Origin of the sequence: Streptomyces sp. NBC_01171 (assembly GCF_045039805.1) — a bacterium.
GTDB lineage: Bacteria > Actinomycetota > Actinomycetes > Streptomycetales > Streptomycetaceae > Streptomyces.
Map to the genome: position 1 here is coordinate 4,518,791 of NZ_CP108609.1, position 13,659 is coordinate 4,532,449.

15 protein-coding genes are annotated in these 13,659 nt (G+C 71.5%); 8 read left to right on the forward strand and 7 right to left on the reverse strand.

The window, feature by feature from the left end; all coding sequences use genetic code 11:
- Positions 1 to 14 precede the first annotated feature (14 nt).
- A complete protein-coding gene (locus tag OG448_RS20790; protein ID WP_405555877.1) occupies positions 15 to 1,079 on the reverse strand; it encodes a M4 family metallopeptidase in 1,065 nt (354 codons plus the stop codon).
- 338 nt (positions 1,080 to 1,417) lie between these two features.
- On the opposite strand from OG448_RS20790, the gene leuA reads away from it, so the two are divergent.
- The 4 genes from leuA to OG448_RS20810 all read left to right on the forward strand — a co-directional run bounded on the left by leuA (position 1,418) and on the right by OG448_RS20810 (position 4,774).
- Positions 1,418 to 3,139 carry a 2-isopropylmalate synthase gene (gene leuA, locus OG448_RS20795; RefSeq protein WP_405555879.1) on the forward strand — a complete coding sequence of 574 codons (1,722 nt, stop codon included), beginning with the start codon at positions 1,418 to 1,420 and terminating at the stop codon, positions 3,137 to 3,139.
- 190 nt (positions 3,140 to 3,329) lie between these two features.
- Positions 3,330 to 3,974, forward strand: coding sequence for a TerB family tellurite resistance protein (locus tag OG448_RS20800; RefSeq protein ID WP_405555881.1), 645 nt, complete (start codon positions 3,330 to 3,332; stop codon positions 3,972 to 3,974).
- A 70-nt stretch (positions 3,975 to 4,044) separates the two neighbouring features.
- Positions 4,045 to 4,455, forward strand: coding sequence for a DUF3052 domain-containing protein (locus tag OG448_RS20805; RefSeq protein WP_405555883.1), 411 nt, complete (start codon positions 4,045 to 4,047; stop codon positions 4,453 to 4,455).
- A gap of 187 nt (positions 4,456 to 4,642) precedes the next feature.
- Positions 4,643 to 4,774: a hypothetical protein gene (locus tag OG448_RS20810; RefSeq protein WP_405555885.1), complete on the forward strand. Its 132-nt coding sequence runs from the start codon at positions 4,643 to 4,645 to the stop codon at positions 4,772 to 4,774.
- A 6-nt stretch (positions 4,775 to 4,780) separates the two neighbouring features.
- Here the strand turns inward: OG448_RS20810 and OG448_RS20815 are convergent, their stop codons facing one another.
- Positions 4,781 to 5,179, reverse strand: a complete 399-nt coding sequence (locus OG448_RS20815; protein ID WP_405555887.1) for a hypothetical protein — start codon at positions 5,177 to 5,179, stop codon at positions 4,781 to 4,783.
- 182 nt (positions 5,180 to 5,361) lie between these two features.
- Here OG448_RS20815 and OG448_RS20820 point away from each other — a divergent pair, with 182 nt between their 5' ends.
- Together OG448_RS20820 and OG448_RS20825 are read left to right on the forward strand one after the other, a co-directional pair.
- Entirely contained in the window at positions 5,362 to 7,620 is a 2,259-nt protein-coding gene (locus OG448_RS20820) for a tetratricopeptide repeat protein (RefSeq protein WP_405555889.1), read from the forward strand.
- A gap of 71 nt (positions 7,621 to 7,691) precedes the next feature.
- Entirely contained in the window at positions 7,692 to 8,699 is a 1,008-nt protein-coding gene (locus OG448_RS20825) for a questin oxidase family protein (RefSeq protein ID WP_405555891.1), read from the forward strand.
- On the opposite strand, the gene OG448_RS20830 is transcribed toward OG448_RS20825, so the two are convergent.
- Genes OG448_RS20830 through OG448_RS20845 form a run of 4 tightly spaced genes read right to left on the reverse strand, consistent with a single transcriptional unit; the run spans position 8,696 to position 10,457 of the window.
- Positions 8,696 to 8,932, reverse strand: coding sequence for a hypothetical protein (locus tag OG448_RS20830; protein WP_405555892.1), 237 nt, complete (start codon positions 8,930 to 8,932; stop codon positions 8,696 to 8,698). The two genes, OG448_RS20825 and OG448_RS20830, sit on opposite strands and share 4 nt — an antisense overlap.
- A complete protein-coding gene (locus tag OG448_RS20835) occupies positions 8,907 to 9,467 on the reverse strand; it encodes a GNAT family N-acetyltransferase (protein WP_405555894.1) in 561 nt (186 codons plus the stop codon). The genes OG448_RS20830 and OG448_RS20835 overlap by 26 nt, the downstream gene beginning before the upstream one ends.
- On the reverse strand, positions 9,448 to 9,642 hold the full coding sequence (locus tag OG448_RS20840) for a DUF397 domain-containing protein (protein ID WP_405555896.1): 195 nt from the start codon (positions 9,640 to 9,642) through the stop codon (positions 9,448 to 9,450). Before OG448_RS20840 ends, OG448_RS20835 begins: the two co-directional genes overlap by 20 nt.
- Positions 9,624 to 10,457 carry a Scr1 family TA system antitoxin-like transcriptional regulator gene (locus OG448_RS20845; RefSeq protein ID WP_405555898.1) on the reverse strand — a complete coding sequence of 278 codons (834 nt, stop codon included), beginning with the start codon at positions 10,455 to 10,457 and terminating at the stop codon, positions 9,624 to 9,626. The genes OG448_RS20840 and OG448_RS20845 overlap by 19 nt, the downstream gene beginning before the upstream one ends.
- Positions 10,458 to 10,570: 113 nt before the next feature.
- Here OG448_RS20845 and OG448_RS20850 point away from each other — a divergent pair, with 113 nt between their 5' ends.
- Both OG448_RS20850 and OG448_RS20855 read left to right on the forward strand, forming a co-directional pair.
- Positions 10,571 to 10,786: a hypothetical protein gene (locus OG448_RS20850; RefSeq protein WP_391291688.1), complete on the forward strand. Its 216-nt coding sequence runs from the start codon at positions 10,571 to 10,573 to the stop codon at positions 10,784 to 10,786.
- On the forward strand, positions 10,783 to 11,007 hold the full coding sequence (locus tag OG448_RS20855; protein ID WP_405555900.1) for a hypothetical protein: 225 nt from the start codon (positions 10,783 to 10,785) through the stop codon (positions 11,005 to 11,007). The genes OG448_RS20850 and OG448_RS20855 overlap by 4 nt, the downstream gene beginning before the upstream one ends.
- 78 nt (positions 11,008 to 11,085) lie before the next feature.
- Here OG448_RS20855 and OG448_RS20860 read toward each other — a convergent pair whose 3' ends face one another.
- Complete coding sequence (locus OG448_RS20860) at positions 11,086 to 13,551, reverse strand: N-acetylmuramoyl-L-alanine amidase (RefSeq protein ID WP_405555902.1); 2,466 nt, start codon at positions 13,549 to 13,551, stop codon at positions 11,086 to 11,088.
- Positions 13,552 to 13,659: the final 108 nt, after the last annotated feature.

The window sequence follows — 13,659 nt, forward strand, 5'->3', positions numbered from 1 at the left end:
GTCCGGCACCGCGGCTACAGCGTCTCCACCCCCACTTCCTCCCACGCCTTCTCCACCGCCTGGAGTTCGCCGCCCGCGCCGAACCGCTCGCGGGCGGCCTTCACGGTCAGGGTGGCGAAGTCGGCGAACTGGGCGTCCTCCTTGAGCTTGCCGCCGGTCAGCACGTCGTACCAGATCTGGCCGGTCTTCTCCCAGGCGTAGCCGCCGATCGCGGTGGCCGCGATGTAGAAGGCGTGGTTCGGGATGCCGGAGTTGATGTGGACGCCGCCGTTGTCCCGGCCGGTGTGCACGTAGTGCTGCATGTCGGCGGGCTGGGGGTCCTTGCCGAGCACGTCGTCGTCGTACGCGGTGCCCGGGGCCTTCATCGAGCGCAGGGCCTGGCCCTGGACGCGCGGGGCGAGCAGACCGGCGCCGATCAGCCAGTCCGCGTCGGCGGCGGTCTGGCGGAGCGTGTACTGCTTGATCAGCGAGCCGAACACGTCGGACAGCGACTCGTTGAGCGCGCCGGACTGGCCGAAGTAGGCGAGGTTCGCGGTGTACTGCGTGACGCCGTGGGTGAGTTCGTGGCCGATGACGTCGACCGGGATGGTGAAGTCGAGGAAGATCTCGCCGTCCCCGTCGCCGAACACCATCTGCTCGCCGTTCCAGAAGGCGTTGTCGTAGTCCTTGTCGAAGTGGACCGTGGCCTTGAGCGGGAGGCCCTGGCCGTCGATGGAGCGGCGGCCGTACACCTTCAGATACAGCTCGAAGGTGGCGCCGAGGCCCGCGTAGGCCCGGTTGACCGTGGCGTCCGGGCCCGGCTCGGAGCCCTCGGCGCGGACCTTCTTGCCGGGGAGGTTCTGGGTGTGCCCGGCGTCGAAGATGGTGCGGTCCGGCTGGTCCCCGTCGGCGGCCGTGGCGGCGGCCTGCGCGCCGATCACGGTGGTCAGCCGGCGGCGGGTGCGCTCGAACGCGTCCCGCTCCAGGGAGCGGCGGGCCGGGCCGGACAGCGCCGGGTCGGAGTCGCGCGCGAGCTTGTCGAGGAGGTGCGGCGGCACGATCGTGCAGAAGACGGGCTCATGGCCCCCGTTGGTCGTCATGCCAATAAATGGTCGCACCGAGCGATGGCAAAGTCACTAGGTGTAACCGTGATTGATGAAATACGGTGATATCTCTCGTCACTCCGCGTCACCGAGTGGTATGGACCCTCGTCGCGGACCCGATCACGGGTCCGCGCCACCCGCTCCGGTTCCGCATGCCGAGACGCCCCCGCGAGCCCGGCGGGCCTCGGTTAGGCTGCACAGCATCATGCGTTTCGGGCTGCTTCTCCTTAGCTGCCGCGGCGAGGGCCTGTAAGCAAGGCCGACCCCCTCCCCGCGGTGCTTTTGGCGTTGCGTCGTCGGCCGTCCCAAGGACTTTCCGAGGAGCCCACGCGATCATGGCGAACCGCCAGCAGCCCAGCCCCATGCCGTTCCAGCGCTACGGCCAGTACGACCAGGTCGACATCCCCGACCGCACCTGGCCCGGCAAGCGCGTCACCGCAGCCCCCCGCTGGCTCTCCACCGACCTGCGCGACGGCAACCAGGCCCTGATCGACCCGATGTCGCCCGAGCGCAAGCGCCGGATGTTCGACCAACTGGTCAAGATGGGCTACAAGGAGATCGAGGTCGGCTTCCCCGCCTCCGGTCAGACCGACTTCGACTTCGTGCGCTCCATCATCGAGGAGGAGGGCGCGATCCCCGAGGACGTGACGATCTCCGTCCTCACCCAGGCCCGCGAGGACCTGATCGAGCGGACCGTGGAGTCCCTGAAGGGCGCCCGCCGCGCCACCGTCCACCTGTACAACGCCACCGCGCCCGTCTTCCGCCGGGTGGTCTTCCGGGGCTCCAAGGAGGACATCAAGCAGATCGCCGTCGACGGCACCCGCCTGGTCGTGGAGTACGCGGAGAAGCTGCTGGGCCCGGAGACCGAGTTCGGGTACCAGTACAGCCCGGAGATCTTCACCGACACCGAGCTGGACTTCGCCCTGGAGGTCTGCGAGGCGGTGATGGACGTCTACCAGCCGGGTCCGGGCCGCGAGATCATCCTCAACCTGCCCGCCACGGTGGAGCGTTCCACCCCGTCCACGCACGCCGACCGGTTCGAGTGGATGCACCGCAACCTCTCCCGCCGCGAGCACGTCGTCCTGTCCGTGCACCCGCACAACGACCGGGGCACGGCGGTCGCCGCCGCCGAGCTGGCGCTGATGGCCGGCGCCGACCGCGTCGAGGGCTGCCTGTTCGGGCAGGGCGAGCGCACCGGCAACGTCGACCTGGTCACCCTGGGCATGAACCTGTTCTCGCAGGGCGTCGACCCGCAGATCGACTTCTCCGACATCGACGAGATCCGTCGCACGTGGGAGTACTGCAACCAGATGGAGGTCCACCCGCGCCACCCGTACGTGGGCGACCTGGTCTACACGTCCTTCTCCGGCTCCCACCAGGACGCCATCAAGAAGGGCTTCGACGCGATGGAGGCCGACGCTGCCGCCCAGGGCGTCGGCGTGGGCGAGCTGGAGTGGGCGGTGCCGTACCTGCCCATCGACCCCAAGGACGTCGGCCGCTCCTACGAGGCCGTGATCCGGGTCAACTCGCAGTCCGGCAAGGGCGGTGTGTCGTACGTCCTGAAGAACGACCACAAGCTGGAACTGCCCCGCCGGATGCAGATCGAGTTCTCGAAGATCATCCAGGCCAAGACGGACGCCGAGGGCGGCGAGATCACCCCGCGCGACATCTGGGCCGCCTTCCAGGACGAGTACCTGCCCAACCCGCAGAACCCGTGGGGCCGCATCCAGGTCCGTACCGGCCAGTCGACCACCGACACGGACGGCGTGGACACGCTGACCGTGGAGGCGACGGTGGACGGCGAGGACACCGTGCTGACCGGTACCGGCAACGGTCCGATCTCGGCGTTCTTCGACGCGCTGCAGTCGGTCGGCGTGGACGTACGCCTGCTGGACTACCAGGAGCACACGATGAGCGAGGGCGCGTCCGCGCAGGCCGCCTCCTACATCGAGTGCGCGGTCGGCGACAAGGTGCTGTGGGGCATCGGCATCGACGCGAACACGACACGTGCGTCGCTGAAGGCGGTCGTCTCCGCGGTGAACCGCGCGACCCGCTGACCCCGCCCCGACCCGGCGCTTCGGTGCCCCGGCCGCTGTATACGGCGGCCGGGGCACCGTCGTCTTCCGGCCAGGGAACGTCGCAGGTCACGGGCCGGTCTCGTCCGGGGTGCTGACTCGGGCTCCGTGATGTGGCTAACATCACGCCAGCGCGGCGATGTTGCCGCGTGGTTACGTGCGGAGGTGCGACGTGCTGCCAGTACGGGGACGAGACGGCCGAGCCACCGGGTTCGTCCGGCACATCCTGGGCTCCCGCACCGCCTGGACGCCCCAGGGCGACGGGGAGTTCTTCTGCCCCGGCTGCGGCGGCGACCGCAACTACCAGCGCCTCACCGGCCGCACACGCCTCACCGTGCTCGGGGTGCCCCTGCTGGCGCGCGGGACGACCGAGCCGGTCGTGGAGTGCGCCTCCTGTCTGCACCGCTTCGGTGTGGAGACCCTCGACCACCCCACCACCCGCCGCCTCTCCGTCCTGCTCCGCGACGCGGTCCACGCGGTCGCCGTCTCCGTGCTGGTCGCCGGGGGCACCGGGTCGCGGGCCGCACTGGAGACGGCGGCCGAGACCGTGCGCGCGGCGGGCTGCGAGGAGGACGCGGCGGAACGCCTCGCCATGACCCTCGACGGCGGCGACCCCCGCACCCCCCTCAGCGCCCTCGCCCCCCACCTGGCCGCGCCGGGCCGCGAGTCCCTCCTCCTGGACGCCGCCCTCATCGCCCTCGCGGACGGCCCCTACACCCCCGCCGAACACACCGCCCTCGCCACGGCCGGCGAGGCCCTGCTCCTCCCCGCCGAGGTGGTGGAACGGGTCCTTACGGCGGCGCGTATGCCCTCCTGACCAGGGGGGCGTGACGCGCGGGAGTCCCCCGGCGTTGAGCATCGCGGCCTTACGTAACTGGAGGACGGCGATGACCACTGCGGAGCGGGTGCTCGCGGACCGGCTGGAGATCACGGCGGGACAGGTCGTGCGGGAGATCGGCTGGGACGAGGACTGCGACGACCGCCTGCGCGCGGCCGTCGAGGAGTGGACCGGCGACGCGCTGGCCGACGCGGCCGGTGAGGACCTCGCCGACGCGGTGCTGCTGTGGTGGCGCGAGAAGGACGGCGACCTCTTCGACGCGCTCACGGACGCCCTGACCGGCCTCACCTCCGGCGGGCCCATCTGGCTCCTGACGCCCCACCTCGGCCGCGACGGGTATGTGGAGCCCGCCGAGATCGCGGAGAGCGCGACGGCGGCCGGGCTCAGCCGGGTGCCCCTGGACGTGGCGGGGAGCTGGTCCGGCACCCGCCTCGAGCTGCGGCGGAGCGGCGCCGCGTAAGGTCGTCCGACGGGGGCCGCCTGTCGGCATGGGCGGGGTTTCCGGTTCAGTGTGAAGGGAACTCGCGGGCGGCGGAAGCGAGTTCCGGATCGGCATCGCGGGCGGCTTCGACTTCGGCGCCGACCTGCCCGCCTTCGCGGACGCCTGGATCGACGGCCGCGGCCGCCTCGTACGGACCCGCCTGGCCATGAACCTCGCCGGTGCGGGGGTGACCGCGACGATGAACCTCGCGGACCTCGGCAAGCCGGTGCGCGTGACGGTCCCGGACGCGGCGGACACGGTGCCGGGCGAGCTGTTCAAGAGCCTGGTGGCGGGCTGAGCGGGCCTACCGTTCGCTGCCCTCGCCGAGGGCGCTGTCGGTGATGTCGCCTCCGGCGGCGATGCCGTCGCGGCCCGCGCGGATGTCGTCGTGGGTCCGGCGGGCGCGGGTGGTGGGGGTACGAGGGCCGGTGACCTTGGCGTTCTTGCCGAGGGCGGAGCCGGTGATGTCGCCTCCGGCGGCGACGGCGCCTCGTCCGGCGCGTACCCGGCGTCCGGGCGTGGGCGTCGGGCTTCCGAAGAGCGCGAGCACCGAGACCACCAGCGCGGCCAGCGCCACCACCGCGCCCACCACGCTCGCGGCCTGACCGGCGGTGTCCAGGTCCGCCAGCACGGCGACCAGGACCAGCCCCACGGTGCCCGCCCCGGCCACCACGGCGGTCACCCACACCCACGTCCGTGTCATCAGGACCCCCACCCCTCGTCCGACAGGGACATGTTCACCCAGTGCGGTGGGGAGCGCTACGTTTTACGGCAGGTGTGCCAGGCGGACGGGGGTTCGGGGTGGCTGGGGCGAACGACACCGGCGGTCCGCGCTCTCGGTGGCGGTGGGGGCGCGGTGAGGCTTCCTCCGACGGTGGGCTGACCGTGGGTGCCGGAGGTGTCGGTGCCGGGGGCAGCATCGAGGGGAGCGCGCTCGGGGAGAACAGCCGGGTCGCCAACATCCATTTCCACCACGCCCCGACGGCAGCGGTGGCATGGCCGGTGGAGATCGGCCCGGTACCGGCCCTGGCGTCCGCGTTCCAGCCCCGGCAGGACCTGCGCGAGCAGATGGAAGACGCGCGGGCGAACGCCGGGACGGCCGTCCTGACCCAAGTCCTCTCCGGAGGCGGCGGCGTGGGCAAGACCCAACTGGCCGCCGCCTGCGCCTCCGACGCGGTGACCGAGGGGTACGACCTCGTGGTGTGGGCGGCCGCGACGGAGGCCCAGCAGGTCATCACCCAGTACGCGCAGGCCGCTGCACGCGTGCGCGTGCCGGGCGCGGCGGGGCACGACCCGGAGGCGGACGCGCGCCTGTTCCTGGAGTGGCTGACGACCACCTCCCGGCGCTGGCTGGTGGTGCTGGACGACGTGACCGACCCCGCTGTCCTCACGTCGTGGTGGCCCGCGAGCCGTACGGGGTCGGGCTGGGTGCTGGCCACCACGCGGCTGAAGGACGCCCGGATGACGGGCGGTGGCCGGACCCGGATCGACATCGACGTGTACACCCCGGAGGAGGCGCACGCCTTCGTGCGGGCCCGCCTGACGGGTGAGGGCATGGGGCACCTGCTGGACGAGCAGGTCGCCGAACTCGCCTCGGCTCTGGGCCACTTACCGCTGGCCCTGAGCCACGCCACGGCGTACATGATCAACGAGGAGCTGACATGTACGGCGTACCTGGCCCTGTTCACGGACCACCGCACCTCGCTGGAGCAGGCCCTCCCCGAGTCGGCCGACACCGAGGGCTACGGCCGCCAGATCACCACGACCCTCCTGCTGTCGCTGGAGGCCGCCCGAGCGGCCGACACGACGGGCTTCGCCACCACGGCGCTCAGCCTGGTGGCCCTCCTGGACCCGGCCGGCCACCCCCACGCCCTGTGGTCCGCCCAGCCCCTCCTGGACTGCCTCGCCCCCGACGAGGCTTCCCCGGATCAGGCCCACAAGGCCCTGCGCCTCCTCCACCGCTACGCCCTGATCACCTGCGACACCCGCGCGGAGCCGCGTGCCGTCCGCATCCACGCCCTGACGGCTCGGGCTGTGCGGGAGGGGATTCCCGAGGCGCGGCTGCCCGAGCTGGCCGAGGCGGCGGCGGACGCACTCGTGAACATCTGGCCCTACCCCGACCAACTCCGCCCCGACCTCGCGGCCACCCTGCGCGCCAACACGGACGCCCTCGCGGACCACGCATCCGACTCCCTGTGGGACTCCGTGCCTCACGCGGTTCTCGGCCGCGCCGGTGAGAGCCTGAGCAGATCGGGGCTCGTGGCGCCCGCCCTCGCCTACTGGCAGAGACTGACCGCCGATTGTGAGCGGCGGATGGGCCATGAACACCTTCAGACCCTGACGGTGCGCAGCGCCCTGGCCACTGCCTATGCGGACGCCTGGCGGGTGCCGGAGGCAGTCGGCCTTCAGGAGCGGGTGCTCGCCGATTGCCGGCGACTGGTGGGAGACCGGCACCCTCTCACTCTCGGCGTCCGGAACAATCTCGCGATCTCCTACGGAAAGACGGGACGCACCGAGGAGGTCGTCGGCCTGTTCGAGTGCCTGGTCGCCGACTGCGAGCGGCAGTTCGGGGACAAGCATCCCCACACCCTGACGGCTCGGAGCAACCTGGCCACCGCCTACCGGGAGGTGGGCCGGGCCGTGTGGGCCGTAGGTCTTCAGAGGTGGGTGATCGCCGACAGTGAACGGCTGTTGGGAGCCGAGCATCCCGACACCCTGGGCGCACGCCTCAATCTCATCAACTGCTATTGGCAGGCCGGCCTGGTGGAGGAGGCCGGTGAGCTGCTCCCACAGTTGATTGCCGATTGCGAGCGGTTGCTCGGGTACGAGGACCCCGAGACTCTGAACGTCCGTAATCACCTCGCCTATCACTACTGGCGGGCCGGGCGAGTGGAGGAGGCCGTCGCCCTGCTGGGGGCGCTGGTCGCCGACAGGGAGCGGCTGATGGGCGCTGACCATCCCGCGACCTTGACGGGTCGCGGCAATCTCGCTGTCGCCCACTGGGAGGCCGGGCGCAGGGAAGAGGGCCTCAGGCTCCTGCGGCGGGCGGTGGCCGATCTCGACCGGGTATTGGGCAGCCGGCACCCCGACACCGAGAGTGCCCGCAGCACATTGGCGCGCTATGAAAGCGAGGGTCTGACCTAGGTCCCGGTCGGATCAGACCTAGGTCTTCCGGCCGTTACGCCGCCCCCGCACCCCGCTCTACCGTCCTCGGCATGGATGAGACCGGGGTTCTGGACGAGGCGTTGGAGCGGCTGCACGGGGCGGGGCCGGAGCGGATGGGCCGGCTCACGAACCACGCGCCCATGGCCGTGGAGGCGCTGGTGGCGCGGGGGCAGGCGGCCGGCGTGCACCGGTGGGTCGGCCTGTACGCACGGAAGCTGGAGGAGTTCCCGGCCGGGGTGGAGCGGGTGACTCAGGCCAACTGGGCCGCCGCGCTGGGGGATTCGCGGCGGGTGGCCGACTGGGTCGGGTACTTCCAGGGGGAGGTGGGGGAGCGCGGGTGGCGTGAGGTACTCGCGGAGTGGTGGCCAAGGCTGCTGCCCGGCATGTACGGGGGGTCCACGCATCCGGTGATCCGGGTGGGGCACGCGGTGCGGACACTGCTGGCGGGGGAGACCGGGCCACGGGTGAACGAGCTTGCGCACGGGCTGGGTTACTGGGCCGCTCGGCACCGGCCCGTCACCGGGCTCACCCCGCTGCCCGGTGCCGACAGCGCCGCCGCCGCGCTGGACGCGGTGCGGCCCGTCGCCGTACGCGACGGCGGCTTCCCCGCGCGGCTCGACCGCGTCACGGGCCTGCCCGTCTGGGCGGCGGACGTCACCGACCCGGACGAGGCGCACCGCCGCCTCACCGACCTCGTCCGGGCCGCCACCCACCGGTACGCCACCCACGCCCACGGCGAGCCGACGATGCTGGTGCACGCGGCGACGGCGCCCAACGCGGTACTGCGTACGCTGCCCGCGCTGCCGAGAGACCTGTGGGTCCCGAGCATGCGGGCCGCGTGGACGGCGTCGGCGGCGGTCACGGCGATGTACGCACCCGACGCGCCCGTCCCCTACGCCCCACCGGGCCCCCTCACCCCCGAAGAACTCTCCGAGCGAGCCCTTGCCCACGGCGACGAGCACGTCATCAAACTGACGGACACCGCGCTGGACGTGGGGGACGAGCGTGCCTTGGCGGCGGCGCTACGAGCGATCGAGCTGAGTGATCCACTGGTCTAGCGCGTGGACATCGACCGCTTGCGCCGCGCCGACCGGTTCGCCACGAGGAGCAAGGCGAACAGGACGCAGATGCCGAGGGAGGAGCCGATCCGGCCTCCTCCGTCACCTGCCAGGACCCGCACGACCAGTACGGCGAAGTTGAGGACCAGCATCGACAGGTACAGCCAGAAGACCCCCTGAGATCCGGGCTTCGTCCAGGCCGGTGCTTCACGGGGCTTGGGTCGTCGCGTCATGTTCCCTCCCGGAGTCCCCAGTGCCCCTGGCGTGGCCTCCACACGCCCAGCGGACCTCGCCGTCCTGACGCTCCGGGGTGGGCGCGAGGCCCGCCGCCCTCGCCACGGCGGCCGAGGCGTGGTGGTCGGGGTGGATGTGCGCGGTGATGCTCGGCACCGGGTACGAGGTCAGCCACGCGACCAGCGCTACGGCCGCCTCCTTGGCGATGCCCCGCCCCTGCCAGGGTGTGCCCACCACCCACGCGATCTCGGCGGTGCCGTTCGCCGCGCTGAGCGTCGCCTGGACGGTGCCGGTCAGGCGGGAGTCCTCGCGCAGCCGGATCACCCAGTTCAGCCAGGTGACCTCGGGGTCGGGGGAGCCCGCGACGAGTCGGCGGTACCGGGTGGCGAGCGCGTCCGGGGTGTACGGGCTCCCGCCGATGAAGCGGTGCAGGGCGGGGTCGGCCAGTACCCCGGCCATCTCCTCGGCGTGCTCGACCCGCAGGGGGAGCAGGTCGAGGCGCGGGGTGCGGATGTCAGTGCCGGATGGCGTCAATGAAGTTGGCCCAGGCGGAGGCGCTGAGGAGGAGTACGGGGCTGTCTTGGACCTTGCTGTCCCGTACGGGGAAGACACCGGGGACTCCCGCTGCGACCTCGACGCAGTCGCCGCCCTCGCCGTTGCTGTAGCTGCTCTTGTGCCAGCGGGCGTTGGTCAGGTCGTACTCACGCATCGTCTGAAGTCCTCCGCCGCCGAAACGATCAGGGTCAGGGACGCCTCCGGCGACAGCGTGGCGACCCTGAGAAGATCGTATGCGCGCTGGGCTCGCTTCACCACGGCCGGTACGTCCACCAGCGTCCCGGAAAACGAGGTCTCTGTATAGGCGACCGGGGGTGCGTCCTCGAACTCCATGAGCTTCAGCGAGCCGTTCATGGCGGCGTGCGCTCCGGTCTCATACGGAATTACCGTCACTATGGCCGTGCGAGCTCGCATCAGACCGGCAATGTGGTCCAGTTGAGCAGCCATGGCCGTCGGTCCTCCAACTGGACTGCGCAGCACGTTCTCATGCAGCGCCACCCAATACTCCGGCCTTGCAGCGTCGCTGAGAATCAGCGAGCGCTCCAGTCGTGCGGTGACGATCTCGTCCACGTGCTCGTCGGCCTGGAAGGGGTTGGCCGCGATGGTGACCGCACGTGCGTACTCCTTCGTCTGGAGCAGGCCCGGAACCACCGTGGGAGCGAATTCGCAGATCCGCGTCGCCAGGCGCTCCAGCTCCACCACGTGCGCGAAATAATCCGCATACCTTGGATCATCGATCAGCTTTCTGCACAGCCGCTCGAAAATACCCTCGGTTTGCAGCACCTCGTCGATCCGCTGGGCCACATCCAGTTGCGGCTTCCTGATCGCCTGCTCGAACTGGCCGATGTACCCGCCGGAGACGAAAACCTTCGCCCCCAACTCCGTCTGGGTGAGCCCCGCCTCCTCGCGGCGACGCTTCAGCTCGGTTCCGAAGAACTCCCAGACCGCCTGACGTGAACCGTTGGCCACTGCCAACCCCCTTGTGCTGCCACGTGCTTGTAGGGCCCAGGCCCCTTCCGAGTCTAGTTGTGGAGCGTCACCGTGAGGACACGAAGCGTGAAGGGCGGGACGGAAGGGAAGTGATGCGGACAGTGAACACACAGGATTCAGCGGACCGGGTCGAGGAAGCGGAGCGAACCCTCGAGGAATTGCGGACCGCATTGGAGAAGGTCGGGATCAAGTTGCCTTCGCTCGGGCTGGATCCCATCTCGCTGGCCTGCGAGGCCCCGATCCCCTTGGTGGAGCTGGGACGGTGCTCCGTGCAGACGGCGGCGCTGCTCGCGGCGGCGCTGCGATGAAGGCGGCGCGACCGCCATTGGGCTCGTACGCGTTGGACACCGGGACGAACAGAGTGGGCGTGGTCATGGGACACCAGGGACCGTATGTGAAGCTCAGACCGCTGGGCGGCGGCCGGGAGTGGGACGTACCGCCGGACCGGGTGCGGGCGGCGACCCCTGTGGAGCGGATCAGCGCGGCGACGGCGTACGCGAATGCCCGCAGCAGAGGCGAGGTGCCGTGACGACGGGTTGCCACGCACAAGGAAAGCGGCCTCCACCGGACCGGAGTCCGGTGAAGGCCGCTTCCTGGAAGCATCAGGTCAGTTGAGGACCGCGATGCCGTCCGTCGTGACCGTCGGACGCCCGGAGGTGCCGACGACCACGATCTTCAGGGTGTGCTGGGCCGCACTGCTCCAGGTCTTGGTCCACATCGCCTGGCGGTAGGCCGTGGTGGCCGACTTCAGGTCGACGGTGGTCTGCAGGGTGCCGTCGACGTAGATCTGGACCGCGCCCGAGGTGCTTGCGCGCGAGGCGATCCACGCGACCGAACGGCCCTTGAAGGTCCAGGTCAGCGAGGCGCTCTTGGTGCCGGAGCTGGACGAGTAGCCGCCGAGGTAGCTGCTGCTGGACCGCTTGGTCCAGGTGCCGGTGGCCTTGGCGGAACTCTCCTGGAGGAGGGTGGCGGTCCGGGTGACCGACGTGGTCGCCGTGTTGCCGGCCAGGTCGGTGGCGGTGAGACCGAACTTGGTCGCCGTCGCCGACTTGGCGGTGGTGGCCCAGTTCGTGGAGGTGGCCGTCAGGGTCTTGGCGGTCGGCGAGGTGGCGGCCTGCGAACGCAGCCCGTTGTCGTCGGCCGCCTTCCAGGTCACCGTCACCGGCACGGCCGCCGTGTTGACCGTGCCCTTGCCCAACTGGGCGGACGGCGCGGTGGGGTAGGTGGGCCGCGTGGTGTCGGCGGTCACCGTGACGGCAGCCGAGGTGGCGGTCTTGCCCGAGACGTGGGTCGCCCGCACCTGGACGGTGTGGCGGCCCGAGGCGAGCGGGACGGAGGCCGACGTCGCGGAGCCCGCGACCTTCGCCACGGAGGTGCCGTCCACGAGGACCTCCGCGCCCGAGAGCAGCGAGGTCGGCGTCGACGTGGACCAGCGCACGGTCGCCGTGGTGCCGGTGACGTACCCGGTGCCCGAACGCACCGCGCCGGACGGCGTGTCCACGCTGGTGACCCCGACCCCCGCGGGGGGACCGGCGGCGTAGGAGCGGATGGTGGCCAGCTTCGCGTAGAGCTGGTTGCCGGGGCAGTCGGTGGCGAAGCCGTTGCGGTGCCCGGAGACGGCGTTCAGGGTGTACGCGGTGCCGAACGTGAAGCCGTAGCTGTCCTTGGCGCCCTCGGTCAGGGAACTGGTGCCGGTCGGGCTGACCCCCGACATGCCGAGCTTCCACGCGGCGATCCGGGAGATCGCGGTCACCATGGCCTGGCTCGGCGCCGCACCGGGGATGGTGCTGGCCGTGGAGTCACCGCCGCTGAGGTCGGTGTACGTGCCGATCGCGGCGATGCCCATCGAGTCGGTGTTGAACCCGTAGGTCTGCGCGCCGATCACCGGCATCGCGGCGCCGCCGAACCGGCCCTCGAAGATCGTGCCGCACTTGTCGACCAGGAAGTTGTAGCCCAGGTCGCGCCAGCCCTGGTGCAGATGCAGCGCGTACAGGCTGCGCACGATCGAGGGTGAGTCGGCGCAGGAGTAGGCGTTGGTGGTGTCGGTGTGGTGGACGAACACCGCCTTCACCGTGTGGCCGTAGTCCGGGTAACCGGTGTCACGGGCGCACTCGTCCGCGCCCCAGCCCGCGCGGGTGACGAAGGGGGGAGCGGGCACCTTCGTCGCCGGGGGCTGCGCGGGCAGCGGGCTCGGCATCGTGTGCGGCACGGCCGAGGCGCTCGCGCAGGAGGGGTACGCGGCCGACAGCGAGGGCAGGTAGCCCGGCGCGGTGGGCGACGCGCTGGTCGGCGGCGCCGTCGAGGTCGGCGCGCTGGGCGACGTGGGAGCGGTCGTTCCGGCCGAGGTGCTCTGCGAGGGCTCGGCGGTCGGGGTGGGCGGCGGCGTGGTCTCGGCCGGCGTCTCCGTCGCGGAGTCGGTGGGCGCGGGCGTGGTCTCGGCCGGGTCGTCCGACGGGGTCTGCTCCGGGGTGGAGGTGCCGGGGTCGGTCGGCTGGTCCGTCGGGGTTTCCTCGCCGTCGCCGGGCATCGCGTACGCGGCCGGGTCCATCGCGGGGGTGGTGGAACCACCGTTGCCGGGGTCCACCAGGTCGACGGTCAGGCCCTTCGGCAGCGCCTTGCCGTCGGCCTTCACCTGTACACCGTCGGAGGGCCCGGCCCACAGCGGGGCCGTGCCACCGCGCACTCCGGCCCGGTCGCGCTCGGCGGGGTCGGGCTGCGCGTCCCCGGCGCCCAGCGCCTGCCAGTCGGTCCACTTGCCGGTCGCCGACGACCGGGTGCGTACCCGCACCGTCCCGTCGAGGCGGACGCTCGGGTCCTGCCAGCTCACCGCCAGCATCCGGAACGCCTTGGTCGAGCGGGCCGCGAGCGCGCGCTCGCCCGCCGAACCGGTCAGGTCCAGCGAGTCCACCGAGGTGTGCACCACGTGGGGCCCCTCCGCCGCCGTGTCGGTGCCCGAGGTGGCGCGGAGGGCGACGACCGCGCCCGTCCCCGCCACCAGCACGGTCCCGGCGGCGAGCCATATCTTGGCCCGTCTCCCCCGCGGCGCCCGCGCGCCGCCTGCCTCTGTTCTCATGTCCAGCCTCTCCCCTTGCCGCCACAGGCGGCCCGTGCGCACACATGCGTCACGTCCAGCGGGATCGTAGAGCCGGGCGTGGGGCCGGTCACAGCCGGGGGCGGATAA